Annotated in this window: 28 protein-coding genes; all 28 read right to left on the minus strand. The window is 40.4% G+C overall.

Translation table 11 applies throughout. The features are described 5' to 3' along the window. Nucleotides 1-90: 90 nt before the first annotated feature. The 28 genes from RLN88_RS16540 to RLN88_RS16675 all read right to left on the minus strand — a co-directional run bounded on the left by RLN88_RS16540 (nucleotide 91) and on the right by RLN88_RS16675 (nucleotide 26,151). On the minus strand, nucleotides 91-531 hold the full coding sequence (locus tag RLN88_RS16540) for a hypothetical protein (protein ID WP_350222527.1): 441 nt from the start codon (nucleotides 529-531) through the stop codon (nucleotides 91-93). Then, nucleotides 528-1,868 carry a dicarboxylate/amino acid:cation symporter gene (locus tag RLN88_RS16545; protein ID WP_350222528.1) on the minus strand — a complete coding sequence of 447 codons (1,341 nt, stop codon included), beginning with the start codon at nucleotides 1,866-1,868 and terminating at the stop codon, nucleotides 528-530. Before RLN88_RS16545 ends, RLN88_RS16540 begins: the two co-directional genes overlap by 4 nt. A gap of 4 nt (nucleotides 1,869-1,872) precedes the next feature. Further along, nucleotides 1,873-2,502, minus strand: a complete 630-nt coding sequence (locus tag RLN88_RS16550) for an L-2-amino-thiazoline-4-carboxylic acid hydrolase (protein WP_350222529.1) — start codon at nucleotides 2,500-2,502, stop codon at nucleotides 1,873-1,875. 3 nt (nucleotides 2,503-2,505) lie between these two features. Next, nucleotides 2,506-2,919 (minus strand): hypothetical protein, encoded by a 414-nt coding sequence (locus RLN88_RS16555; RefSeq protein ID WP_350222530.1) that lies wholly within the window; start codon nucleotides 2,917-2,919, stop codon nucleotides 2,506-2,508. Between the two features lie 4 nt (nucleotides 2,920-2,923). Further along, nucleotides 2,924-3,475, minus strand: a complete 552-nt coding sequence (locus RLN88_RS16560; protein ID WP_350222531.1) for an ion channel — start codon at nucleotides 3,473-3,475, stop codon at nucleotides 2,924-2,926. Nucleotides 3,476-3,589: 114 nt separating this feature from the next. Continuing rightward, the gene (locus RLN88_RS16565) at nucleotides 3,590-3,871 is read right to left on the minus strand and encodes a DUF5676 family membrane protein (protein ID WP_350222532.1); all 282 of its coding nucleotides are present in this window, start codon (nucleotides 3,869-3,871) and stop codon (nucleotides 3,590-3,592) included. A gap of 222 nt (nucleotides 3,872-4,093) precedes the next feature. Next, entirely contained in the window at nucleotides 4,094-4,927 is an 834-nt protein-coding gene (locus RLN88_RS16570) for a universal stress protein (protein WP_350222533.1), read from the minus strand. Between the two features lie 18 nt (nucleotides 4,928-4,945). Beyond that, complete coding sequence (locus RLN88_RS16575; protein WP_350222534.1) at nucleotides 4,946-5,158, minus strand: SHOCT domain-containing protein; 213 nt, start codon at nucleotides 5,156-5,158, stop codon at nucleotides 4,946-4,948. Between the two features lie 201 nt (nucleotides 5,159-5,359). Further along, nucleotides 5,360-6,619, minus strand: a complete 1,260-nt coding sequence (locus RLN88_RS16580) for a hypothetical protein (protein WP_350222535.1) — start codon at nucleotides 6,617-6,619, stop codon at nucleotides 5,360-5,362. 26 nt (nucleotides 6,620-6,645) lie between these two features. Beyond that, complete coding sequence (locus RLN88_RS16585; protein ID WP_350222536.1) at nucleotides 6,646-7,179, minus strand: YceI family protein; 534 nt, start codon at nucleotides 7,177-7,179, stop codon at nucleotides 6,646-6,648. A 380-nt stretch (nucleotides 7,180-7,559) separates the two neighbouring features. After that, the gene (locus tag RLN88_RS16590) at nucleotides 7,560-8,039 is read right to left on the minus strand and encodes a hypothetical protein (RefSeq protein ID WP_350222537.1); all 480 of its coding nucleotides are present in this window, start codon (nucleotides 8,037-8,039) and stop codon (nucleotides 7,560-7,562) included. 108 nt (nucleotides 8,040-8,147) lie between these two features. Then, nucleotides 8,148-8,408 (minus strand): DUF3144 domain-containing protein, encoded by a 261-nt coding sequence (locus RLN88_RS16595; protein WP_350222538.1) that lies wholly within the window; start codon nucleotides 8,406-8,408, stop codon nucleotides 8,148-8,150. A gap of 23 nt (nucleotides 8,409-8,431) precedes the next feature. Then, nucleotides 8,432-8,839: a c-type cytochrome gene (locus RLN88_RS16600; RefSeq protein WP_350222539.1), complete on the minus strand. Its 408-nt coding sequence runs from the start codon at nucleotides 8,837-8,839 to the stop codon at nucleotides 8,432-8,434. A 13-nt stretch (nucleotides 8,840-8,852) separates the two neighbouring features. Beyond that, nucleotides 8,853-9,707, minus strand: a complete 855-nt coding sequence (locus tag RLN88_RS16605; RefSeq protein ID WP_350222540.1) for a hypothetical protein — start codon at nucleotides 9,705-9,707, stop codon at nucleotides 8,853-8,855. Further along, nucleotides 9,704-11,023 carry an NrfD/PsrC family molybdoenzyme membrane anchor subunit gene (gene nrfD / locus RLN88_RS16610; protein WP_350222541.1) on the minus strand — a complete coding sequence of 440 codons (1,320 nt, stop codon included), beginning with the start codon at nucleotides 11,021-11,023 and terminating at the stop codon, nucleotides 9,704-9,706. Before nrfD ends, RLN88_RS16605 begins: the two co-directional genes overlap by 4 nt. Further along, nucleotides 11,020-11,976: a 4Fe-4S dicluster domain-containing protein gene (locus RLN88_RS16615; protein WP_350222542.1), complete on the minus strand. Its 957-nt coding sequence runs from the start codon at nucleotides 11,974-11,976 to the stop codon at nucleotides 11,020-11,022. Before RLN88_RS16615 ends, nrfD begins: the two co-directional genes overlap by 4 nt. Nucleotides 11,977-11,986: 10 nt before the next feature. Continuing rightward, nucleotides 11,987-12,268, minus strand: coding sequence for a hypothetical protein (locus RLN88_RS16620; RefSeq protein ID WP_350222543.1), 282 nt, complete (start codon nucleotides 12,266-12,268; stop codon nucleotides 11,987-11,989). A 13-nt stretch (nucleotides 12,269-12,281) separates the two neighbouring features. Further along, on the minus strand, nucleotides 12,282-13,121 hold the full coding sequence (locus RLN88_RS16625) for a DUF5777 family beta-barrel protein (RefSeq protein WP_350222544.1): 840 nt from the start codon (nucleotides 13,119-13,121) through the stop codon (nucleotides 12,282-12,284). Nucleotides 13,122-13,175: 54 nt separating this feature from the next. Further along, a complete protein-coding gene (locus tag RLN88_RS16630) occupies nucleotides 13,176-13,568 on the minus strand; it encodes a c-type cytochrome domain-containing protein (protein ID WP_350222545.1) in 393 nt (130 codons plus the stop codon). 224 nt (nucleotides 13,569-13,792) lie between these two features. After that, nucleotides 13,793-14,386: a hypothetical protein gene (locus tag RLN88_RS16635; protein WP_350222546.1), complete on the minus strand. Its 594-nt coding sequence runs from the start codon at nucleotides 14,384-14,386 to the stop codon at nucleotides 13,793-13,795. 121 nt (nucleotides 14,387-14,507) lie between these two features. Then, a complete protein-coding gene (locus RLN88_RS16640) occupies nucleotides 14,508-15,005 on the minus strand; it encodes a hypothetical protein (protein ID WP_350222547.1) in 498 nt (165 codons plus the stop codon). Nucleotides 15,006-15,010: 5 nt separating this feature from the next. After that, nucleotides 15,011-15,784: a helix-turn-helix domain-containing protein gene (locus RLN88_RS16645; RefSeq protein ID WP_350222548.1), complete on the minus strand. Its 774-nt coding sequence runs from the start codon at nucleotides 15,782-15,784 to the stop codon at nucleotides 15,011-15,013. A 730-nt stretch (nucleotides 15,785-16,514) separates the two neighbouring features. Next, the gene (locus RLN88_RS16650) at nucleotides 16,515-18,980 is read right to left on the minus strand and encodes a fused MFS/spermidine synthase (RefSeq protein ID WP_350222549.1); all 2,466 of its coding nucleotides are present in this window, start codon (nucleotides 18,978-18,980) and stop codon (nucleotides 16,515-16,517) included. Nucleotides 18,981-19,063: 83 nt separating this feature from the next. Beyond that, nucleotides 19,064-20,416 carry a hypothetical protein gene (locus RLN88_RS16655; RefSeq protein ID WP_350217950.1) on the minus strand — a complete coding sequence of 451 codons (1,353 nt, stop codon included), beginning with the start codon at nucleotides 20,414-20,416 and terminating at the stop codon, nucleotides 19,064-19,066. A gap of 20 nt (nucleotides 20,417-20,436) precedes the next feature. Next, nucleotides 20,437-23,682 carry a SusC/RagA family TonB-linked outer membrane protein gene (locus tag RLN88_RS16660; protein ID WP_350222550.1) on the minus strand — a complete coding sequence of 1,082 codons (3,246 nt, stop codon included), beginning with the start codon at nucleotides 23,680-23,682 and terminating at the stop codon, nucleotides 20,437-20,439. Nucleotides 23,683-23,846: 164 nt separating this feature from the next. Continuing rightward, entirely contained in the window at nucleotides 23,847-24,866 is a 1,020-nt protein-coding gene (locus RLN88_RS16665) for a FecR family protein (RefSeq protein ID WP_350222551.1), read from the minus strand. 129 nt (nucleotides 24,867-24,995) lie between these two features. Further along, entirely contained in the window at nucleotides 24,996-25,616 is a 621-nt protein-coding gene (locus tag RLN88_RS16670; RefSeq protein WP_350222552.1) for an RNA polymerase sigma factor, read from the minus strand. A 28-nt stretch (nucleotides 25,617-25,644) separates the two neighbouring features. After that, a complete protein-coding gene (locus RLN88_RS16675) occupies nucleotides 25,645-26,151 on the minus strand; it encodes a nuclear transport factor 2 family protein (RefSeq protein WP_350204896.1) in 507 nt (168 codons plus the stop codon). Nucleotides 26,152-26,176: the final 25 nt, after the last annotated feature.

The raw sequence follows: 26,176 nt of genomic DNA on the forward strand, positions 1-26,176 counted from the left end.
AGCAGCATTCCAACCCTTTACGAAATTATATATTCGATGTATGAAATTTTGTTATTGCTTACTAGTAAGATAGATCGATATCAGCATCTATTAACGTTGGGCATTATTCACTAACGTTGGCTGTTTTAGTCTACTGGAAATTAAAACTGATATGACTGGTGTAAGGGTTATTTGCAACCATGGAGATACCCCTACACCTAGAAGAGATAGTACCGGCATTTGTTCGTTGTATTGCCACCAATTCAGTAACAATGCGGTTTTTTCGGCTATCAAGGCTACAATCGTACCAATCAAAAGCATCCATAAGAGATGATTTGCAGAAGGTTTTTGCCCCCATTTTATATCATTCGCAATTTGAGCGACTACAACATATATGATAACAACTAAGACCGCATCCCCAAGGCTACACAGAAAGTAGCCCATGTTTTTCATCCAGGGAATAACGTTGGTATATAGGCCATCATGCAAATTCTCCCACATGATATTAAGTAGGAAGGCAGTTACAACTAATTTGATGAAATACTGCTTCATTTGACCTCAACATTTACTTTCAATTCGGAATCTTTATTCTGCCATTTATCAAATAGAATACAAGCCGTCAAATCTCCTGTAACATTGACCGCTGTTCGAAACATTCCAAGTAACCTCTCTACACCGATAATGATGATAATTCCTTCAGCTGGAATCCCTGCGCTACCTAGTACGGAAGCCAGTATCACTACACCGCCACCCGGAATGGCCGGGGTGCCTATAGACGCTGCAACAATGGTTACTATTACCACAATGATGTTCAACAAACTCATCTCCAGCCCATACGCCTGGGCGATAAATAAAGTGGTAATGGTTTGATAGAGTGCTGTACCATCCATGTTGACAGTAGCTCCTATGGGGATAATAAAGTTGCTGACTGCCGGATCAACTTTTAGCTTCTCTTCTGCTGTTTGCAATGAGAGTGGCATAACGGCTGCTGAGCTAGTGGTGGAAAATGCCAAGAGTTGTGCATCTTTTATCTTTCCTAAAAATTTTAACGGATTTCTCCTGCCCAGTAAACTTACCATCAGTAAATAAACACCTACAAGAATCAGTAATCCAAGTAGAACAACGACTACATAGTAGCCTAGCCCCGCCAAAGAGCTTAAGCCTACACTAGAGGTAAGCTGAGCCATTAGTCCAAAAACAGCCACCGGTACCAAAATCATTGCCCATCTTACTACAGTCATACAAATCTCCTGAATGGCACTTAGCAGCAACTTTACCGGACGCAATAGGTCTGAAGGCAATGAAAGAACAGCCACTCCAATGATAATGGTGAAAATGACAATACTCAACATTTCTCCACTGACCATTGAAGCCAGAGGGTTTTCCGGTAGTAAATCCGTAATGATACGTGGCATATCATTGATACCAAAAGACAATTCCGCACTGTTGGCTTCTTTTGCCAAAGCCTCTTCATGTTCGGCTGCTGCCTGCTCGTGCAAGTAGCGGCCTGGTTTAAATAGCATGGCCAACACACTACCTATGCTCACAGAAATGATGGTTGTGGTAATAAAATACAGGAGGACCCCCCCGCCAAGTTTTTTCAGGTTGTCTTTGTCATTGCTGGCAATGCCCGTAATGATAGATGCCACAATCAATGGGATCATGATCATCTGCACCAGCTTAAGAAATAACATGCCGGGCAGGGCCAGCCAGTTGCCTAAAACATCGGCAGTGGCTTTACTTACCCATTCATTTTGTGGACTTAATAAAAGGCCGAATCCCACTCCCAGGAAAAGCGCAATGATCACCTTAAGCCATAGCTTTCCTTCTACCAGCTTTTGAAGGTAAGTATTGAGTGATTTGAGTGTCTTTATTTCCGTATCAAACATTAGATTACTTCTTTTTCACAATCCATCGGAAATCGCATTTTTTGGCTCCTGCTGCTATGCTTCCAGTTCTCTTTAATTCAGCATCCCACATATTAGCCAATGGATAATCAAGGTCACACCATGTTTTAGCACAAAAATCAGATAAGCCTCTTACCTTGAAGTACTCAGCTACCGGACATTTTAAACAATCGAAACCTACCACATTATCATTGGCAGGCACATCACTCCATAGATATGAAGGGCTATTAAAAGGGAATGTCCTAAATAGCTTTGTCGCATTTAAAAGTTTGCTGTGACTGTTTAGACTACTCCATCCTGCCAGCCGCCAGCAGAGTCTGCCCATTTTTTTGTAGATTTTCCAGGCAATATCATAAAAGAGTTGGGTAGTTACTTCTTTACTTTTACCTCTTGAAATTAGTTCCTCATAAAACGCCGTGGACATGGCGGACAGGTGGATCATTATAGTGCCTCCCATTGTGGGCATTTGGGATATCTCCAGCTTTAGAACCTGGTATCTTTGCCAATAGTTTCGAAGGATATCACGTATTTCACTTCTTTCAAAATATGGTGAAAGAACATGCATTGCTGCTTTAGCAGCTTGCCTTCTGAACCAGAACAGAATCAACGTTCTCATGGTCTATTTTGATAAACTTTCATTGGTCTTTCTAATTGATTTTTCCGCTCTATTAAAAGAGTGGCTAGTGGTTCTGTGCTTTTCACCTTCTTGCAGGATAAATTTCATTTTCCGCTCCTCGTATGTTCTACATTTTGTGCAGCTATATTCTTTGGGGTACAATCTACAGCCAGATCCGCCACATCCAACAAGACTGTAATGGTATCGGTTATCGAAACATCGGCCTGTTGCATCTTTGCTTTGGTATCTTTCGGTTGCTGCATAAACGGGAAACCCTTTTTTTATCGCAGTTTGAATACGCCAGTCACTGATCACATCACATACTCCGATAACCTCAACGTCATCTTGCCTTGCGATAAAAACTGCTACTTTTTTGCCGATTTCGTCATATCCAATAAGTGCTATTTTCCTTTGCATGGTATTATTGATTTTTGATTGTAGTATGAATGTTATTTATGTTGGACAGTCCGAATACGATCAGCACAAAGCTTTGACCAATCTCCATCATAACTAAAATTTTTGCAGGGGTAGTAACAGGCACAATATCTCCATAACCAATGGCCGCAAACGTGACTACACTGAAATAGAAGGTTTCAAATAAGAAATCAAAATAGCTGAAGTTATTGATTGCATTTAAGCCATTGATCTGAAAGGAATATCTATCCGAAGCTATCAGGCAGGTAAAGTCTGCGGCATATGAAAAGACAATTAGGATAACTAATAACCCAAATATCCATAGCAACTGCCCAAAGGAGTGGCATGTTTTGATGGACTTATTTACCTGCTTGAAGGTGAAAAATGTAAAATATGAGGTCTTGATCAGTGCTAAAAAAATAACGAGGTAGGTCACCCAACTAAGCCCATGATCTACGAATTGCATGAGGTAGACATATACAATTGCTACTATCACCACCAATATAATGGCGGGACGTAAACGCTTTAGAAGTAGATTTAGGAATTTACCAGAGTTCATTTGACTATATTTTGCTGGTTATAACAAAAAAGAAAGATCATCCCTCCTCGAAAGCAGGAATGATCTAGTAATAACCGACGAAGGCAATCCTTTACTTACTAACCACCTTAGTAATCATCGATATTTTTTATTGAACGAGATGTTGTAAACGGTTGCTACCAACGCACCGAATAACCAACTCAGTACAAACATTTCTACCAAACCAATCAGGGCCTCAGTCCGGGGGACATCCATCCGTATAATGGCACTGGTATCCAGACCATGCAGCAGGCTGTTGAAAAAAAGGATGGTACCATCCCGGCCTACTGTTGCCATTAAAATGATACAACCCAGATAGAATAATGCTCCTACTACCCCCCAGGCTAGTGCAAATTTCTTAATGTCGATGTGTTGCATGATCGTCTTCGTTTTTAGATTGTTGTTCTTTATGGCCTACATGTCCTGCATGGTTTCCGTGTCCTCTGAGCATAAATAGGTGGGCCACAAAAAAGATTATGAGGAAAATAAATAGTGAATTGGTGCCATTGAAACCAAAAACCGGTAATAGGAATAGTAAAAGGAATATTCCAAAACAACCGATTAGCATCCAAATCATATGGTTTTTCATAATAATAAATTTTAAGAGCTCAAGTTTATACTTAACACCGGGATTTCCGTGTGATTTGCCAGACTCTCAGTAATACTTTTGCTTATAAGCCGAAGAAATCCTGACCTACCATGTGTTGTAATTGCAATAAGGCCTGCACCTATGGAATCTACAAATTGCATAATCCCACGTTCCTCATTTAATGAATTATAGATGTTAAGAGTACATGATCCTCCTCGCGGACATGTCTTATGAAAGTCATGCATCTTAGCCATGCTTTGTTCTGTTTCTTCAAATGAAAAAGGAGTGTTCACATAGAGAAGGTGGATTTTTGAATCATTGAGATCAGCAAATTCTACCACAGTTTGAAATGGCTGCTTAACATCAGACTCAAAACTTGAAGGAAATACTATATTTTCAACTGGCCAAACGGATCCCTCTTTTACCACCAATACCGGAATGGTAGCATCCCGAAGTATCTTTTGAGCGTTTGACCCTATGAGCAGCTCTTTTGCTCCAGTTGCACCGCTTGAACCCATTACAACGAAATCATGATGGTGAAAAGGAATATGTTTCAAGATCTCCTCCCTTCCTTCATCAAACACTAAGAATTGCTCAGCTTTTAATCCTTTATCCTCTGCCTTCTTCACAAGTCTGGAAAGCTCCCCTTTAGCGTAACCAATTTCTTTGAGTGTTTCAGGATAACGTTCCTCCCTTTCTTTGTTCAGAGTTATCCAAGGTACCGGAGTGTATTGGATATGTAGAAAATGAATTTCCGAATTAGTTTGTTCGGCAATCGCAATAGCAATCTCTGAAGCTCGATTAGCAGCCTTTGAAAAATCCGTAGGAACCAAAATATTTTTCATCTGATAAATCCTTTGTCGTCAATTTTGCAGATCTTTCCTCATATCCTCAAACTGCTGCCGATCTATTTCCCCACTGGCATATCTCTTTTTCAAAATGTCTAAAGGGGTTTCTTTTTTCGTACGCTGACCAGGAATGTCCCATGGGGTTACAAAAATCCAAATGATGAAGATCATCCATACGACCCACCAGAAAACGTGCATACCCCAATAATGTCCTTCGAATAAATGCATAACTCACAGGTTTAATATTATTAAAAAACAGGTTTTTTCTTTCAATTCAATGTAGTCGATTGATACTAAAATTAGTTTAGATATTTTGTGATTAATGTATGATATTTTGTTTTTTTAATCGACAGTAATTGAAGTAAAAAGAAAGGACTTATCTCCCGATAAGTCCTTTAACAACCTACATCACTACTAACTACTAATTTCTTAAAAACCGATTGTCGCCTCGATCACAATTCCGTCGAACTTAGCTCCCTGAAACCTAGTTCCATTCCAACCGTCACCTTCATACTTATGAGTGACATATTCCAATTTAGTTGCAATGTTTTGTGTCATAAACCATCCAAAACCAAGATTTAACCTGTTTACATCACTTGCTGGCAGTCCATCTGCAAACTCACCTGTCACAGAGTTATATCTACCTCCAACGTAAAGTTGTTCTGTAGTTCCAAATCTGTAGAGTAGCTCTGCGCCTAATTGTGTGAAGCTTCCACCCGTTGCGTCATCACCATTAGATGTTTTTTCAAACACACCAAAGAATTCAAGACCACTATATTTAACAAATGGGTTGATTTGGAATGCCGTGTGGTAAGCAAAACCAGGATTCAACCTTGGTAAGAAGGCACTACCACCATCATTGATTCCTTCTAATACATTATAGTATCTAGCACCTGCCCTATCACCATTGTAGAGATAATCTCTCGTACCTTTATCACTACTGCTGTATAAAGACCCTGTCAGTCTGAACCTTAGATCATCATTCATTTGCTTATCATAGCCCAGTTTGGCATAAAACACACGACCATCATCTCCTGCAGTCGGCTTTTGATTTAAGCGTCCATTTGACATCCCCACGAGACCAATAATTCCATTGTTTTGAATAGTAACTTCCAAGAATGGCTCAGTTGTAAAAGAATCCATGATGTAGTTTCCTGCAAATGGATTATAAATTGCCCTAGCATTATCAGAGCGTCTAAAGTGAGTATCACCGTAGTTGATTTCATCCATACCCACTTTAATGGTGGCCATTTTCATAAATCCGCCAAGGAATCCAGGGCTTATGAAATCCAGTTTATCCATTTGGAGATACCCCCCTTTTACATAGGCTTCTGTATGGTTTCTGGAAGATAAATAAGTTCTCAAGTGCATACGAACACCGTCAGCTAGCTGAACGTCAAAGTTCAGGTTTGCTGTTGGTAAAGAAAAATTATTTGAAAGCTCTACCAATGTGTCTCCTACCAAGTCATTCTCTTGAGAAATTCCCTGGAACATGAAAGAAAAGTCACCACCAACACGGAGTTTTAATCCGTCGTATTTTACTGTGTCTTCTTTACTTGTTTCGAAGACATTGACGCCTCTCTTATCGTTGTACCTGTAGTACTGGATTGAGGGAAACTGGGCGTAGACTGCTACCGTTCCAAACAGCATCAGGGTCGCTACTATGTGTTTAAAAAATGAAGTTTTCATAGTTCAGGTTATTTATAAATGAATAATTATTTAGTTAAAAAAATGTCATAGTGTATCACCACCTCATCACCAGTTTTAAGCGTACCAAACATGGCAGTTGGTGGGGTTATGTCAAAATCGCTCATTTTAAGTGGGACTTTGCCTTGTAGCTGCATTTCCGCGCCATTTTTGACAATTTCAGCATCCAGGTCTATTACTCTTGATTCTCCTCCAATAACCAAATTCCCTTTCCCCACAATACTATTCCCACTGATCTGTAAAGTCTTGGCAGAGAAAATAATTTCAGGATAGTCGTCGGCTTGTACAGCATCGTAAGCTTTGTCGTCCATGATAGACTTTCCGCTTTCCATAGACTTGGCTTTAATGGTTGCTTTAAGATTCTGAACTTGCGTGTGAGTAATTACTCCGGTCACATTAAATTCATTGACTGTCATCTCCCAGTCATGCAGAGAAGAAGTTCCGGTTATTTTCATGGAACTTCTTTCAGGGTGAAAGTGCAACTGAGCATAAGCACTGTTGGTAATAAAAAGCAATAAGACTACTCGTATATATAGGGCCATATCAAATATTTTTTTTTGCTCAGACTCTTATAATCTGATATTTATAAGGTGAAGATACGAGGGTTATAAGGTGGATATTTATCAAATTTTGAGTGATTTTTATGAAATGCTGAAACAATGATTTAAGTCATTGGAGTGCCTGTAATTCATCAATATTATGGGCTGTATTCACTCATGTTAAAAGAGATGAGCAAAACATTTCCTAGTCTGAGTTGATTAGAAGTTGCGTACTTTTAGCGGATTCTTCCGGTAGTTATTGGCAAAACAGATTGAATGATTAGTCCTGCATTACCACTCTGCAAGGAGTATAGTAGTACAAGCTTCTCATCAGAATACTTCTTTCCCCTGAATGTTTTGCCATCATGATTCTGGTGGTTCAGCTAAAAATCATTTATCCCGGCATCATCAAGGATGACATGATTAAGTACTGCCTGGAACAGGTGCAACTCTTGTACTTTCCCGAAGGGGTTCATTATCAACTCTACCCCATCAATGGGTTGTAACTTCAGCATCAAGTAACAGGCTAATGTTTCACTCCCGTCATGATGGCGCAACTCACCATTACCCGACATATAGTATACTTTTTCATCATAGTATAATTCGCCTTTTGTAGAAAAGTTCCAGTCCGGGTGGGGTTGTGTTTCGATCTTGGGTATGGAGAGCCGGGTGGTAATTTTTGCATCATGATCTGAAAAGAAACGGTTGGTTGGGACAATATCTTCCAGGCTATCGTCCAGTTTAAAACTCAAATCCACAGTCGCTTTTTCATAATCCAGTAATACAATGATATTATTGAATCGGTAATTTTTTAACGAATCTCCTTCATAGGTTTTAATTACCATAAAACCTTGCCTGGTCATGTAGGTTTTTTGTGCAGCCGCAACGCTACAAAATATCAGAAGTATCGAAAAACATAGTATTCTGCTTGCCATATTTAGCTTCGTCTTTATAATCACCACAATCCTCGATTAAGAATGCATTCCAACTATTTCATCAATATTTGCATTCAGCATCTTTTTATATTCATCGCTGTACCATTTAAGTGCATCTTCTCTCATTTTATTTAAGTCATCAGCCTTAGAAGAGGCTTCAAATGCATTGTACCTGGCAGCAGCAAACATAATAGCAGCTCCGACTCTTTCTTTAGACTCAGTCTTGGTAAAATCATTAGCTAATTCAATGAACTGATCCGCCATAGCGGCTCTAGATATTTTTCTTTCTTCATCCATTGTTCTCCAGAAGGTTTTGTTACTTACTCACTTAATTGTCTAACATAGTTGACTATCAACCACCTGTCCTCAGGATCTACAATTTTCTTTTCAAAACTGGGCATGTCTTCCCGTCCCGTTGTTATTTTGTAAAATAATGCTCCATCTGTTTGTTCCTGGAATTCTTCAGATGAAAAATCTCCCAAATCACCTTTCAGTTCACTGGCTTTAGATCCATCTCCAAATCCTTCCTTGCCATGGCATGATTGGCAGTATTTTGAGTACAGGGATTTGCCAATAGCCAGGTTTTCCTTGTCAAGCACATCCGTAGGGTTTTTAACTTTTTTTGCCGACTCAGGTACCTCCCAGTCTGTAGATTGCTCCGGCTGCACAAAAGAGTAAAGAACCATTGAAAGAGCTAATGTGATGATCAATATTGATTGCTTTTTCATATCTATATCAGTTTTAAGATTTTGAAATTCTATATAAATTAAACATTAAAAGTAAAAGGGGTACCCATACACCCAGGATCATGAGGTTCGGAAAAATTAAGAGGTAAAGGGGGGTCTTATTAGGAGGAGACCACATTGTCCTTTGATCAAAGGATGATTCTTCCTCTATAGCAACTCCTATGGGCGCACTTATGAGTGCCTTTATTGTACCATAAGTATCACTTTCATTTAATGATACTTCAAAAGTCAAATTGCCTTCAACGCCTGGCATTTCATCCCTGACAGGCACGAGGATAGCTCCGTTTTCGTCTGTCTCGTTATTGTCTTCACCTATCGTCAGGTTTCCGTAGAGACGCTTTAAGCCTACTTTAAGAAACTCCCCCTGCAGCGCATTGCCAGAGGCATCTGTAAGGACCGCTGTTATGTGATAGGTACTATCAATTGTAACAACATCTACAGTTAGATTCGCCTCCGAAAAACTAATGGACTTGTCGGTATCCCTGAATTTTTCATTGTCCTCTATAGCCACGGTGTAGGTATAAATTCCGCTGGTATCCGATTGCTTCATTGTCTCCTTTAAGGTGAATTTTGCTTTGCCCTCCGAATTTGATCTTGCTTTTCCTAATACCACCAGCGAGTCTTCATTCACCTGCCGATAGACGTTGAATTCAAGATCGCTGGCCGGCTCAAATCCATCTTCTCCTTTAAACTTAGCCGAAATGCCGATATAGGATTGTTCATTCATTATTTTTACGTGCTCTAAGGAAACCCTAGCCCTGTACTTTTTATCTTGAGAATACACCGTAACGCTTGCAATCAGCAGGAGAAACACAAGAAATAAGGATCGGGGTTTTGATCTGTACCTCATGATTGTTGGTTTGTTTGTGCAGTATGAATCAATCCTCTCTCTTCCGCTGTTTCCTGTATGGGCACAATGGGCAAATACCGAACCAGCAGTGTAATGATCAGTAGCGCTGCAGCTAAAGTTGCAAATGTAATAGACCATTCCATCCAGGTAGGGGAATAGTGACGCCATGATTCAGGCACCCCTTGAATAGGAAGAAAAGGGTGACTCAATGTAGGGATAACTATTATATATCGTTTCCACCAGGCACCTATGACTATTGCAAGTGCTACCACGAATAAAGGGAGTGGTTTTCTTCCTTTGGGGAAGAGTAGAACCAAAACCGGAAGTACCAGCCCACCTATAATGGCTGTCCAAAACAAAATAGCATATTCCCCTGTAAACAGGCTGTGCAAGTGTGTGGCTTCTTCTTCCGTAGATTTATATGTAGGTATAAGGTATTCGTTGATATTGAAGTAAAGGTAGAGGAGACATAATAAGACCAATATTTTCCCCATTTTATCAAAATGTTCGTCTGTAATGTAATGTTCCAATCCATAAGTTTTGCGCAGCACAAACATAACGGCTACAACCGCTCCTGCACCGGCCACAAATGCACCGGCTATAAAGTAGGGTCCAAAATTGGTACTGTCCCAGCCCGGTCGATAGGTGGTTTCAAACAACCATGCAGTAACGGTATGGATGGCAAAAGCTACAGGTATAATCATCACTGAGAGTACCTTAATAGACCTGGTGTAGATCTGATGTTGTTTACTAGTGCCACTCCAATTAAGGGATAATCTGCTGTACCAATTCCTGAGTTTTGCACTCCCGTTGAAATGCTTTTTCAGAATACTAAAATCCGGCAGCAGCGGATAGTACAGCAGCAGGATACTGATAAAGAGATAGGTAGTAATAACGATGACATCCCAGATAATAGGAGACTGAAGCCTTCCATGTATAAAAAGGTTTAGCATTCTATCCGGCCTTCCCATATCTATAATGATCGTAAGCCCGGCCATGATAATGGCCGCAACGGCAATAATTTCTGCAATTCTGGTGATTGGCGTACTCCACTGTACACCTGATAATCGTAGGATGGCCGTAACCAATGACCCTACAAGGCTGATAGCTACAAAAAACACAAAGTTTGATATATAAACCCCCCACAAGGCGTAATCCCTCATGCCTGTTATTACCAATCCCTGATCGAGTTGCTGAATATAGCTATAGAACCCTATCAGTATAACCACGATAAGAAAAGCCATCCAAACTTTGCCCTTTGGCCCAAATTTTTTTGGGGACAGGTCCTGTATTAACTGGTCGTATTCCTGACTCATGGTGTCCCTGGTTTCTCTACTGACTCAAACTCTGTGTAGTTGCTAAGTCCCTCTTCAAAGTCAACAACCCTGTTGGATGGTGGCAAATAATAAACACTGGGTTCCGTTCCAAGGCTTTCCATTAACCTGTAGCCAGCACGATCCTTTAATAATTTGCTAAGTTGAAAAGACTGACCGCTTCCGTTGGTGACCGTATCTTCATACATATCACCAAAGCTGAATACATCATTGGGGCATGCACTCACACAATGCGGCAATTCCCCTTTATCAATCATGTGCGGGCAGAAATCACATTTATCGACCGTGCCTTGCTGACTTGGCACACCGGCATGGTCAGGGTCATATTCTTTGTTTTCGGCCGTTTCTCCCTGCCAGGGGTCGGACCAGTTAAATATCCTTACCGAATAAGGGCAGGCGGCCATACAAAACCTGCAACCAATGCAGCGGTTGTTATCTATCAATACAATACCGTCACGTCTCTTGAATGTAGCATCCACAGGACAGACTTTGACACACGGAGGCTGGTCGCAATGCTGGCACAGGGTTGGTTGCCAGTAAGGTGCGGTCTTCTCCGTTTCCTGCATTTTATAGATCTTAATCCATGCATTTTCGCCAGTGATATAATGATTCTTGTTGCAGGAACTCTGACATTTTTTGGCATTACGGCATTTGGCAAGGTCCACCACCATGACGAACTTGCGGTTGACGAATCCTTCCCTCGGGTCGTAATCGGTTTTCTTTTCTTCCACACCCTGCACTTCTGATGCAGGTACCTGAACCAAGGTTCCATCCGGGGACATGAGTTCCATCATTTCACCTTCAGTACTATCTTCTGCTACTCTGATACCAAATACTTTGGCAAAGGCAAGACTTCCCAAAGCCGCCAGTGCTCCAACCTTTACCCCTTTATCAAGGAAACCCCTTCTTGTTTTGTCATTTTTATTGTTTTCCATGATCACTTCTTCATCCTTTATCTTTGAGTTTCAGCCAGTGCAAAAGTGATTTATTTGACATTTTCTGTTTTACGACTTTTGCGTTTTTCAAAGTACTCTTCTTTACCCTAACCACGCCTCCTTTAGCTGTAAGCATGGTTGTAAATTCGTCATCGTCTTCATCCGGGTTATTTTTTGGGCTATCAATTTCGTTTAACACTGGTGTTTTGGCCATACCAAGAAAAGGGAGTAACAAACTACTCCCCAGAAAAATCCTTCTTGTAAAAAGGCTGTTTTTTTTATCCGCATCCATAATTGCTATCAGGTTAAAAATTCCAAAGTCTATTGATGTTGAACCCGATCAAGAATTGGTTTTCGGAGAGCCTGTTCTCATTCAGTATATAGTTTCTTTGCGGTAAAATCCCGTTGTAATTACCAACAAAGACCTGAAATGCATGAAGTCCCGTGGACATTTCTATACCCAGCGAAAGGCCCGGGTTGTCAGTGTTTTGACTTAATGGCTGGCTATAATCAATGAGGATAGCTGTTTTGTCGCTGATACTGACTTTGCCTCCCAGAGCTACCGCAAACTGACTATTATCAAGTTCTGGGGAAACCAGGTTGTAATGAGAGTAGCTGGGAGCAATTTGCATAGAGACAATTCTATTAAACCTACGGGTAATGATTAATTGACTAAAGTAGGAATACCGATTGGATGACTTGGGGAAAAACTCTGATTCCCGTGCATCTATAGCTATATTTCCATAGTAAGCGAGACTTACCGGTACACTACCGGAACGGGTCTGCTGTAGCAGGCCGGCTTTTAGGTTGAAGTCCTGCATACGGCTATCTTTCAACGTCCCGAATCCCAGGGTTATTCGGTTTGATATGGCATAGCTTAGTGCCAAACGAATGTTGGATGGCCCCCACATCCCCAAAAGGTCGCGATTTCCACTTTCTATGACCCCAAACCGGTGCTGGATGTCGAATTGAAAGGTACCTTTTGAATTTATCAATCCTGTAGGATTGTCAATCAACCAACCGCTTTGGAAAGCTGCACGCTCCGGTTTATCTACTTTTTTTGACTGAATGGAATCAGCCTCCTGAGCCGCTATTGTAAAAGTCATAAAGCAAAACAGCAAGAGAAGTAAGGTAGTGTTTTTCATATACTTAATGTGAATAGTAAAATTGATGTGACTAGTAATTAGCTATTAAAATGGTTAGTTGTCCTTTACCCCTTCATCAATCCATTTCTTGATGAGTGCAATTTCCGTGGGTGTTAAAGGGCCGGCAGGAGGCATGCTATTTCCATCTTCACTGCGAAATTCCAGCATTTCTACCAGCTCGCTTTCCTCTGCATTACCGGGTATGACATCTCCTTCATCGATGAGTTCTTCTATTGACGCATAAGCAAGACCCTCCCGAAAATCCGGTTCGACTTCTGTTGGATTATGACAGGTTGCACATTCAGCTGTCAATATTGGCTGGATATCCAAAGCAAATGATACATTATCTTTTACTACAGGGTCACCGGCCTCAACCTTGTCATCGTCACAAGATTCCAATACTAATGCGATAAAGACAACTGAAATTATTTTTGCTAAATTTTTCATGACTAATTATTTTGTTAAACATTCAAGAAATTGGAGTCCAGTTATCGAAACTAGTGCATAAGTTCATCTGGTGAACTCTTGATATCAATACCGCTAAACCTATCCAACATCTTCAGTAAACTTAACTTTTAAATGGCCCTATCATTTACCTTATTATGATTATGATTTAAGGAATTATGTAAGGATGAAATGGCTGGCTTTTAACCACTAAAAGCCTCAGAGGGCTAATTATTGGAAGTTTCTTCTTGCTTAATAATAGGGTTGAGCAGAGTAGTAATGATATGAATATTCACTATAGGATACCCTACCATTTCGTCAAACGGTTCACCAAACCATTTAGGTTCTATACCTGTGGATAAGGTAAATTCATATCCTTTGGCCTCATTTGCAGGCGAAAAATCAAAGCGACCTGCTGCTCTGACAGGCCCTCCCACATTGTTGTTAAATATTCGGCCAATAAAAGCAAACTGGAGGAAGTCCGTACCAGCATTTTGAATGTTTTTCTTGGATACATTTCCTCTTATTACAAACTCTGCTTTGTTTTTCTTAAAGAGTTTTTTTGTTAGCTTTTTATCTTCTGCTACAAATGACCGGACCGGGAAAGTGATCCAAATGGTTTCTTTCTTTTTATTGTATATAATCTCCACTTTATCTGTTGAGGCTGATGCTATTTCACCTGAAACAACAAAATAGATATTTGCCCTTCCAGTGGAACTGGTATAGTACTCTTGCCCTTTTACAGGGTGATAGGCAACTAAAATGAAAACCACACTCACCAGGCAAGCCAGAAAATATTTTTGGGAGGATATAAATAACACGGTAGAAAGTTGTGTATCGGAAATAAGATTTTATGCAATCTTAGGTTTTGTTGCCCACCCCTGTTTATCAAATTCTGGGTATGATTTAAGAGATTCTACATACTCAGTAAAATTTAACTCGCTACTCACAGTACCAGAGTAGCTTGTTAAAATAGAAATAATCCAGGCTATTGATTCCATTCTCTTCCTTAAAAAGATCTATTTTACCCTTGAGGGTTTCATAGGAAAAATTATTTTTCCTTTTTTGCCACCCGGAAATAAGCGCTTTTCTTTCATCCCATATGGGGAAATGATCCGGGGCATGTGCACATAGAAAGGTAGAGGTAATGAATTTGGCACGATCCAGGTAAGAAAGGTCATGAACGAGTATTTTAAAAATATTGAGATCTGCGTCTCTGACCGCATTTTTCACATCACTGTCAGCCATACTATTTAGGAAATAGTTGTATTGATAATCCGGGACTAATCGCCTTAATCCTAACACACCTATCTTACCATTCAGGGTGTCCATGTCCCATGCTCCAACGTTTTGCTTGATATATGCCAAAGCCTTTTTATCAGACAAAAAATATCCTTTTAAAGAATTGAATTTCTCTAAACCCGACTGTATATTTTTCATCTCAACTATCTAGACACGTGAATGCTGTACTTACTGAAATTTTCCACTGAAGTCAGCCAGGAAGTCATCGATAAATCCTTTTTGCTATTTCCTGAGGATGATCTACTAGATGTTTTTCTTATGCTAGAAGAACCATTTTTTCTACCACAATTGCAATCTTCACAACCACAGTCGCAATTTTTCTTCTCTGGTTTTTTTACAAAAGGCTCCTTCCCATTGCCGGAATTTGTCAAAGATGCTTCCCATTCCCTTTTGTATTGGGACAAGGATATGCCGGTATACTTTTTAAACTGGCCGGAAAGATAGTGAATGCTACTATAACCCACATTCACAGCTATCTGGCTAAGATTTAGTTTGCCTTGCTTAATTAGTTCTTTTACTTTATTTGTTCGAAATGCAATAAAGCATTGTTCTATGGTTTCACCTTTGAATTGACTATAAATCTTGCTCAACTGATGGTAATTACGACCAAGCTCCAGGGCTATGTATTCGGATAACTTGCGCTTTTGACTCAAAAGACTAATATTTTCCAAATAATCATGAATGGCCTTATCTATTTCTGTGACCAAAACTTCATTTTGATCTCTGACGAGTCCCAGATCCAGTGTTTCCAATTTTTGATTTACCGTATCCAGGTCTAAAGGCTGGTCAGCCGCTATGACCGCATAGCCTAATTCGACTTCTAAGTATTTGATTTCAAGCTCTGCTAAAATCTGTTTTACTACATGGATGCATCGCGAGCATACCATGTTTTTTATTTGTATGGTGAAAGTTTTCATTACAATATTGATTTTCGTTAAAGGAAAAATTCGAGGCAGGCACAAATGAGGATTTGCCCGCAGAAATCAATATTGCCGGTCTAACAGAGGAATGATTGGAAAAGAATGTACGCGTAAAGTCCCGCTACCGGTGGTGAAAGCGCGTTATTAAGTGTATGAGGGTTTGTTTCTTTATATGTATAGTGCGTATCGTAGATTGGGCTCCAAGGTAGGTCTAGCGTTACCACAATCTTATCTAAGTCAAATACGGGTAACTCATGTTTGACTAGACTTGCGTAAAATTGACTGGTCTCTTCTTCGCAGCAGTCTTCATCTGAAGCCTTCTCATGATCATGGGATTTATCCACAGGAGGTGTAGCGTCATGATCGTGAGCATGGTGGTTATGAGGCTCTTCAATTGCTACACCGTGATCATGGTGTCCATTGCTTTGGTGTGTATGGGCGTTATTAATGACGCCAAAGTCGCATAAAAAATCACATACAAAGACAACAGAAAAAACAGCTAGCACGTATGTGGCTAGTTTCTGTCGGTTACTATGTAGTTTTTTTATGAACATGATAATATTACTCTCCTCCTTGGGATGTTACAAATAACGAGAATCAATTTAAGAAAGAACCTGATTTTTATCAACCATTTGCATGATACTTAAACAATGGGCATGTACTATCCCAAGGAAATATCTTGGGTTTAAGAATAAATTGAAGCAAAACATAGGACTGAATGTCTGTTCTACAAAAAATCCGGAGCTAAAGTTCTAATCTCCATTAGGATCGAGTCTGCTTTTTCTACATCTTCATTTTGTAGCAGTAAATAATTGAAATACAAATGACCAACCTCAATGTATGAAAGTTCTTGCGCAGGCATGTTTACGAGATATGGATCTTTATTTGGGAGTACCTTCCTTAGGTTATGATAAAGTTGCGCTTGCATTGGCCCAGTCAGAAAGGTTGCCTTTCCAGCGTTCGCTTGCTGGGTGGCAATTGGTGCCATGAATTCTATTGCCCGTTTATCATCTGTATTTATTGGTGCATTTTGGATGCTGGTACGAATGGCTTCAATGTTGCCCAGATAAAAAAGTCCAGCCATATGAAGTGCTGTACTTTTTTCATCACTCAATACATTTTCTATATTTTTTAAAAGCACCTCATTTCTAAGCCTGGCATTTGTCCTTTGACCTATCAAGGCAATGCTTGGTTTGTCATTTGAAAAGTCTGCACGCCAAAACGTGGTGGTTGGGAAAACCTTGCTGAAGGTTGCCACTATTGATTCAAAACTTTCCTGAGTAAGCTGGTATAAGGGAAGCCATTGTGCAAACAGACCACCTGAATCCAGCTTACTTCTAACCATCTGAAAGTGCTCCAAGGTGTACAGACTTCCCGTTCCACTATGCCAGGGAGAGAACAAATCACCAATGATCACATCATATTTCTCCTTTGTTCCCAATAAATGATTACGTGCGTCATCATGTATGATTTTCGCCCGATGATCGGTATACAGATTGTTTGTCCAAGCTGAAAAAAAATTCATTGAAGCAGGAACCACATCTGATACAATTTCGGCTACATCTACGTGTTTTACGTCATGGTTCAGTGCAGCTCCGGCGGTAATCCCCGTACCCATCCCGAGGAAAAGTACCTTCTCTGGTTTCGGATGAATGAGCAACGGTATGTTGGCTTGCATCTGCTCCACCAGTGCTGACTGAGCATCGCCAAGAATGTAGGTATTGTTTAATCTCATGTCTATGTTGTTGTAAGATTTTACCACAGAAACAATACCATCGACAGACTGCCAGACTTCCAACAACTGCTCTGAGTCCGATAACCGAACTACCTGTGGAGAGCTGAAAAACAAGACCGCAACGGTGGCAAAAGCTGACACGGTGATCTTTCTTGAAGAGTAGCCAATCCCGGAAGACTTAAGAAAGTAGAAAAGCAGAACACCATACCCTATGGCGATTGCTTTAATGGAGATCCATACGCCAACCAATTCTATAAGCACAAACCCCAACAATATGGGGCCAACTGCACTCCCGAGTGAATTGAGAAAAACCATCCTACCAATGAATGTTCCCGGTACCAGATTAAATATGGAGTTTGATTTGATGAGGTATGGAAATAAGGTGCCGAGTATAATGGCTGGAATGCCTATCACCCCCAGACTAAGAAAAAATATTGAAATCAGATAATCTGTCCATGCAGCAGTCATCCCAACATAAGAGAGACCATTGGTCATAAAATCAAAAACCCAGGGCGTACTACCAACTAAAAGTATTGAAAATAGCAGTAGAAAGAATATGATGTTTTGAATTTTAAAGGATCGTTTCACCAGGTAATGAGCAAAGGCCCCACCTATTGCCAGGGATAAAAGGAATACTACTAAAACAATCGAAAATGAATATACTGAGTTTTGCAAAACCTGTGTAAACATCTTGATCCATGCCGTTTCGGCGGTCAGAGCAAGCATTCCTGAGCCAAACGCTATTATATGAAACTGTGTAATGCTCAAGACTGAAGTTGTCTTTGGGTTAGCTTGTGATGGTTGGTTAGTGGATGGCGGAGCTTCCGTATATAAGTCAAGAATAATAGCCATGATGCCTATGATACCGGCCAGGCAAATAGATACGATGTAGGTGTTTTGAACCCCCAATTGGATGAACAAAAAAAAGCCGGCCAAAAAAGTACCAATCGCTGCACCGAGGGTGTTTAGTGTATAGAGTAAAGTACCTCTGGAAGCTAAATGCGTTCTGCCAATAAACTGTGATAAAACCGGAAAAGTACCCCCCATTAGTACCGTAGGTACGAATAGAACAAGCAAGGAAAAGAAGAATTTGATGAGGGTAAGCAAAGACCTGCTGTCACCTGCCAGCAATACCACATCTGAATAGATGTCTTCATAAAATTTCAGTCCTGGTATCAACAAAAGGGCCGATAATGCTATTCCCAATTCCAGCAATCCATAAAGCCTGAGAGGACGTATCACCTTTGAGGATCTGCTACCCCAATATTTTCCACCTAAGGCTAGCCCGAGAAAAAAAGAAGCTAGGGTAGCTGCAGCGGCATAGGATGCATTACCAAAAACAAGCCCAAGTTTGTACATCCAGACTACCTGCATTACCAAACCGGCCATTCCCGAGAAAAAAAACAGGAGTCCAATGGGTCTATGTGAAAGGGAGTTGAGAATTACTTTTTTTTCCATTCCTAAGTAAAAATTAAAACAAAAGGGGTCATTAAGACCCCTTAAGCTTCATTTAAAATGTTAAACCTACTATAAATGAAAAACTATGGGTTAGTATCAAGGCAACCAACATAGTTTGGATTATTTGCCTCAGACTGAGGAACCGGGAAAACTACATTGGAATCATACGATCCACCTTTAAAGTAGTCACCCGTTGGAAAAACATCTGAGACAGACCTGCCGTAAACCCTCACCAATCGACGTAAATCACCCTGTCTATGAGCCGTACTGTACAACCAAAAAGCTCGTTCTGCAAAATGATAGTTTAGTAATTGATTCTGGGTCATGCCAGACAAGTCTTCTGGCGGCAATCCGATCGTCGCTCTCAGTGCAGTATGAATGCTCTCAACCGTCGCGTTTTGAGTTGCCTGTGCGGCAGCTTCCGCTTCGATCAGTCTTGCTTCGATACCAGAGGCAAAAACAATAGGATCACTTGCATCATCATATTTAAGTTGATTGTAATATGGCGTAATGTCATCCTGTCCAAACGCTCCATTGTCTTCCCATGGAGTCCGTGGATCGTTGCTACTTCTATACATTAACCCATTCCCTCCTTTTCCATCTGCAATTGAAAATTGCCTCCTTACCGTACTCATGATATACACCCCATTTTGCTGCCTTAGGCTATTTTCAGAGTGTTCTACATTGTACACAAAATCATCAGGCACTGATGAAACTTCGTCGGCTGCATCAGAGATTTGACCCAAGCCTAATAAAGCCCTGGCTTTGCCCACTCTTGCAAGATACTCAAGGTCAGAACCAGGTGTGGCATCAGCAATTGCATCATCAAACCAATTAATGGCAGCCTGAAACATTTGATCTGTTGTTTGGGGTTCTCCCAATATCAGATCACCACCATCTGCAGGTGCTTTGCTAAATGAGATCCCAGAACAATAGGTTTCGGCAAAAAGGATATAAACATACCCTACTACACTTTCCATCTCACTTTTGGTGTTATCAAATCCCCCAAAAGTATTAATAAGGTCAACTGTAGCTTCAGCTGATGCCCTGGCGCGATGAAGGTTTCCATATACCCTGTCTATATCAAAATTCGTATTTTGAACGATTCTGGTATCAGCTTCTCTTCTGGTTGGAAATGTCCCGCTATAGTCATATTCATCTGCCATAAGACCACTCAAGATAATAAGTCCTGTAGTCGCTCCGTGTCCAGCCGCCGAACCACTAATGGCGACTGCAAGATCTCCTAAAGAGCCTGCCCTTAACGTTGCAATCCCGGCCTCACTATTCAAATTGTCCGGTGTAACAATATCAGGATCTGTTACCTCCAGCATCGAATCGCATGACGATATGCCAAAAATCAGCATAGTCAGTAACCCAATTAACCCAAGGCTATTTCTAATCGCTCGTTTCATTTTGTTGCTTTTATAATTAGTCATAATAGTATCATTTAGATTAATTAAAATGTCAGATTGAGGCGAGCCTTCCACATCCTTACGGGAGGCTGGCTTAGGAATTCTTCCGTCGTGAAGTTGGCTTGTCCAACGGAGCTTATTTCAGGATCTAATCCCGAATAGTCTGTCCATACTCCAAGGTTTTGACCAGATAGCGTAAGACTCGCCCGACTTAACCCTGCATTGCTAATAAGGGTCTTCGGTAGACTATAGGTAAGTGAAATTTCTCTTAGTCTCCAAAAAGACGCATCCTCAATATATCCGGCATTTGTACCTAAAAATTTAGAAGCAACTGCCCTGGCCTGACTTGCCAATGAGGCATTTGGATCATTTAATTCATCGGTATTGTTGTTTCCGTTTCGCCAGGATCCTGTGTTGTTATAAAGTTTCTGTCCTCCACGGAAATTGAGTAAGCCCCTCAACTCCAATTGTCCATCCAAAAATTTAAGTGAAGGCATAAATGAGACGTCTGTAGTAGCGAACGGGGAACCCAAATAAACAACCTCTGTCCCTGCTTGAACTTCGCTTTGGGATATAAACCCATCTCCATTGGCATCATTGAATGTATAAGGCTCATCCCAATAACCTCCCAGCGGATAACCTTTAACATGTCGTTGCTGTCCAAAGATTACTGGTTCAATTCCCTCTCCAAGCTCCTTCAATTCATTGTCCAAAAATGCACCTACAAAATTTAAGTCAAAAGCTGTTTTCCCTACTTCAAATATTCTTGCATTCATAGACACTTCCAATCCCTTATTCTGAACGGATCCAAGGTTTTCAAATCGGCCTGTTCCAACTCCTAATGATTGTGGAAGTTGTCTAAAAATAAGTGCATCAGATGTTTGCTTATTAAAATAAGTTACTTCAAGATCCACTCTATTGGAAATAAGTCCGGCATCAAATCCAAACTCAATCTCCCTGGATCTTTCGGGCCTTAAGTCTTCATTACCCACGCTTCCAAACGTAACACCTGTCACATCACTTCCTCCATCTACAGTGGCAGCTATAGGATTGAAAAATCTTAGTGCATCGTTTGTACCTGGTTGTACACCCGAGGCTCCCCAAGCCCCTCTCAGCCTAAGTGAACTCACTATATTGTTACTAACATTGAAGAAAGACTCATCAGAAAGAACCCACGAAGCACTTACCTTCGGGTAAACCACCGCATCCAGTGCTGAGCCAAACGAACTACCTCTGTCTGAACGAATAGCACCTGTAACAAACAGTCGCTCATTAAAACTTACCTGCTCTTCGATAAAAACACCGGCAGTTCTTTGTTCAATAGTTTCCTCGGTACTAAAAGTCGTGGCTGCACCGGCAATGGAGCTACTCCCCGCAACCAATTGAAGTCCAGTACTTAATGTCCCTTGGGATAGATTTCCAAGATATTGAAATCCAACAGAGGATCTTAAGCCGACACTAGATGACAGCTTATTCGTATAGGTGGCCACCGCATCAAGGGTGTACACAAACTCATTAAACCTGTTTGAAAATCGAGCTCCTTCATCATAGTTAAGAAAATCCGGAGCTTTACCGGTCGGAAAAAACTGGGTATCCCATCGATTAGTGTAGTCAATACCCCCTGCAAGTCTTACCCTTAAGTTTTCAACTTTTGTCCATTCTAAGTTAAGGCCTGTAGTGTATCGATTAATCCTTTGTCTGGTATCTATGGTAAATAATTCTGCCGGCGTAAATTCACCCCATCCATCATTGACTTCCGGATCAGCTGTACCATTGAGACCTTGTGCCATAAGGGCCAATGAAAAGTTATCATTTAGTGGAAGTTCCAGGTCGCTATTGGTGTATCCGCTAGTGAAATTTGCCTGCAAGCTTTCGGTAATTTTGGCACCAAAGTTTGCACGAAAATTCAACCTTTTGATATTATTTACCGGAAGTACCCCCTCATTATCACTTACGTTACCTGATAGGTAATAGGTCAGGGCATCACTACCCCCTGAGACACTGGCACCAAACCCAAACAACTGGCCTTTTCTGAACGGAGATGTTTCAGAATCATTTAATGGCTGGTAAGATTCTACTCTTGTAGGAACAAAACTACCTTCCGCTGCTTCAAAATTAAACCCGGGATTACCGCTCGCATCATAAGCCTGGTAGTTTGCAGGGTAATTACCTACATCCTCTACAAAACCTCTTTCCGTGTAGGCTGTCCATCGCGGTTTGCCTTTTTTTCCTTTCTTGGTTGTGATCCTTATCACCCCATTGGCAGCTATTGATCCGTATAGTGTAGCGGCAGATGGGCCTTTAATTACCTCAATTGACTCAATATCCTCCGGATTGATATCATTCAATCTGGAAGGTGACTGACCTCCGGTTTCAAAAGAAATGGAGTTGGGCTGGTTGTTAATTAACACTCCATCAATGTAAATAACTGGTTCATTGGACAATGAGGCACTATTTGATCCCCTAACCCTTATTCTTGAACCCATTCCCACTGATCCGCCACTTCCGAAGATTTGAACACCGGATGCTTGTCCTTGTAACAAGTCAGACACGTTGCTTATTGGTCTTACTTTGACATCCTCATCCACATCAAGTCGCGCAATGCTATTTCCAATTTCGACCTTTCTTCGTACCCCTGTAGCTGTCACTACCACCTCTTGAAGGTTACTCACATCTTCGTTTAAAACGATGTTGTAATTTTGCTGATTACCAACTGCAACTTCTACTGTTTCAAAACCCAGATAGCTGATTACCAATGTCTCCCCCTCTTCGGCCTCAAGATTAAAGTTTCCATCTATATCCGTTGTTGTACCATTGGTTGTACCTTTTATAACAACTGTTGCGCCGGGAAGGCCATTGCCCTCACTGTCAGTGACTCTTCCACTAACCGGAATCAACTCTATCACAAAAACTCCAACTTCAGACTTTTTCTTTGCTCGCTGTACGTGGATGTTATTATCTATTCGTTTGAAATTCAATGCCTTTTGCTGTGAAAGCAACGTTAAAGCATCCAACAATGACCCATTTTCAATATGGACGCTGACTTTTGATTTTAAGTCAACCTTGCTGTCATTGTAAGAAAAAGAAAATCCTGTTTTCTCATTTAGAAAATTGAACACTTCCTTCAATTCAACGTTATCACTTGAAATTGAAAGCGGAATCTCTTTTAAACTAACCTGGCCATTAGCTTTTTCTGCATAGACTGTCATGCTAAGGAGACAGTTTACGAGTAAAGCATAAAACATGGTCTTTGACATTTCTATCGTTTGTTTTAGTATATACTTGTTCATACTTTTAATTATTGGTAAAACATAGTTTTTATCAATGCTCAGGGTTTTTGAGGTAGACTATCTTTTGTTTGCAGACGGAGATGTATGCCTCAATCCCTTTTTGGTTCGTCATCCTTATTGGATGACGAACTCCTTTTTAACTTGTATCATATGCATCCATCACGTTAGGGTTTTAAGGTTAATATTATGATATTGTCTTTATTCTTTTTATAAGAAAATCCGGAGGTATAACTCCAACCATCCAATACTTTTATGAGCGATTTATTGTCATAGCTGGCAGAATACAGCCCTCCTGCTTCGTGACCAAAATCTGCCTGAATAGTTACGTCATACCACCTTTCTATTTTCTCTTTCACCTGATCAAAGGTGTCATTTTCAAAAGTGAGTATTCCGTCCTTCCAACCAACATGACTGGTTAGGTTATTGATTTTGTCCGCTTTAAACCGGTTATTCTTTTTTTCATACCTGAGAAGGTCATAGGGTCTAAGCTGGTAAGAATCACCCATGGAATGTGATACCTTTACATTACCGCTAACAACCACTATACTTGCTTCCCCTTCATCTTCAAAAGATCTGATATTGAAGGAGGTACCTAAGACAGTGGTCTTTAATTCCTTAGTCCAAATAACAAATGGTTTTGACTTATTCTCTGTGACATCAAAATAAGCTTCGCCGGTCAAATAAACTTTTCTTTCACTATGCCCAAAAAGTGAATCAATGATTAATTCACTTTCTGCATTCAGATGAATTTTAGTACCGTCTGGAAGAATGGATATGGATTTTTGCCCACGTGGGTTTTCTTTGGTTACTAAAATCCTTTTTTCTCTGGCAGGAGATGTATCTGCTGCATTAAATGGACGTAATATCAAGGTGAATGCAACAATCAAAGCTACTGTGGCAGCTACATGAAGCATAATCTTCCTCCACCTAAAACCAGATCGAGGGGTCTCTTTAATTATATTTTCTAAGGTCTCTAAATATTCATCTGACGTTAGTGGTTCTGCTTTCGCATACGAAATGGATAAAACAAGCGATCTGGCATCTGAAATAACCTGACGTTGGCCAGGGTTTGAGATAATGTATTCATTCCAAAATAGAGAGGATTCTTCATTTGGGTGCTTCACCCAAGCAACAAAAAAATCATCTGTAACAAAATCAACTACGCTGTAGTCACGGTATTTCATTGGTTTTCATGCGTTTCTACCTATCTAGTAGAATAAACCAAATGAAAGTGTCCATTTTTTGAAGAAAAAAAATTCTTACTTCAACTATTTAATGAAAAAAAGAACATTATTCCGAATTATTTACAAACACTAAATGAATATATGGCGCATAGAATGCAGTGCTCTCCCAACTAACTTTCTGGCAGAGCTTTTGTCACTCACATTCATAATGTCTTTGATCTCTTCAAACGTGAACCCTTCATAGTAGTAAAGAATGATAGCTTGTCTTTGCTTTTCAGATAGCTGATTAAGAGCCTTGGTTAATCTTCCACGTTGGATCTTGGTATTTTCTTCATCAATAAGCCTAACATCACTGGTCAGGCTTATAGCCCAGTTGGCAGGAGGGTCATTCGACGGTTCAAACGATTTTAGTTGCGTTTCTTTTTTGAGAATGGACATAAGCGTCCGATGCAAGGCCTTGTACAGGTATGGCTTAATCTTTTCCACACGTTGTTCTTTACCTTGCCTTTGCTTCAGGTACAAGAAAAGGTCCTGAATTGCATCCAGAACGATGGCCCTGGATGCAAACTGGACACCAAATGTAAATAACCGGTGGACATATTCGTTATAGATATACACGAATGCTTCATCATCTCCGGCACAATAGGCTTGCCAAATTTCTTCATCTTTTCTATCAGAAAATCTCTGCTTGCTCTTTTTCAAAGATGGAGCTTTGTGTACATCTAAAGGATATATTTTTTTCTCGCCCATTTGATCGGTTATTTATGCAAATGATTCATCAATGTGAACTACTCATCCCCCGGGAAGAAGAGTGTGTCTTCATGATTTTCCATTGGTCGTTTTCAAACTTCAAAACCGATGTAGCTACTCCTTTACGCTCAATTACCTGGCCCTCAGGTTCATCCGATTTCACCACGATTTTAAAGGTATAAGTCTCCGTAGTAAAGGCATACGGCATATCAATTTTCACTTTGATTTTATGATCATTGAAGTCAAATGACTCAAAAGCTTCTAACTCTGGTGCCAGATGATGATCTAAATAGTGCGAAAATGAACCTTCCGAACCACCCGATTCAAATACTTCAGAGTCTTTCAGGAAGAGTTCATTTAAACCTTCCACGCTTAGTGCTTCTATACCATTCTTGTATGTAGTTATTACTTCTTTCACCTTCGTTTCTTCTTCCGACAAGTTCACATTTCCGTACTGGTCAGTGGAAGTATTGCAAGCGCTAAGAATGAATGTAATAAGCACTGCAGGTAGTATTATTTTTTTTTGAAATTTCATGTTTGTTTTTGGTTGATATGATTGG

Source organism: Ekhidna sp., assembly GCF_040223195.1.
Lineage (GTDB): Bacteria > Bacteroidota > Bacteroidia > Cytophagales > Cyclobacteriaceae > Ekhidna.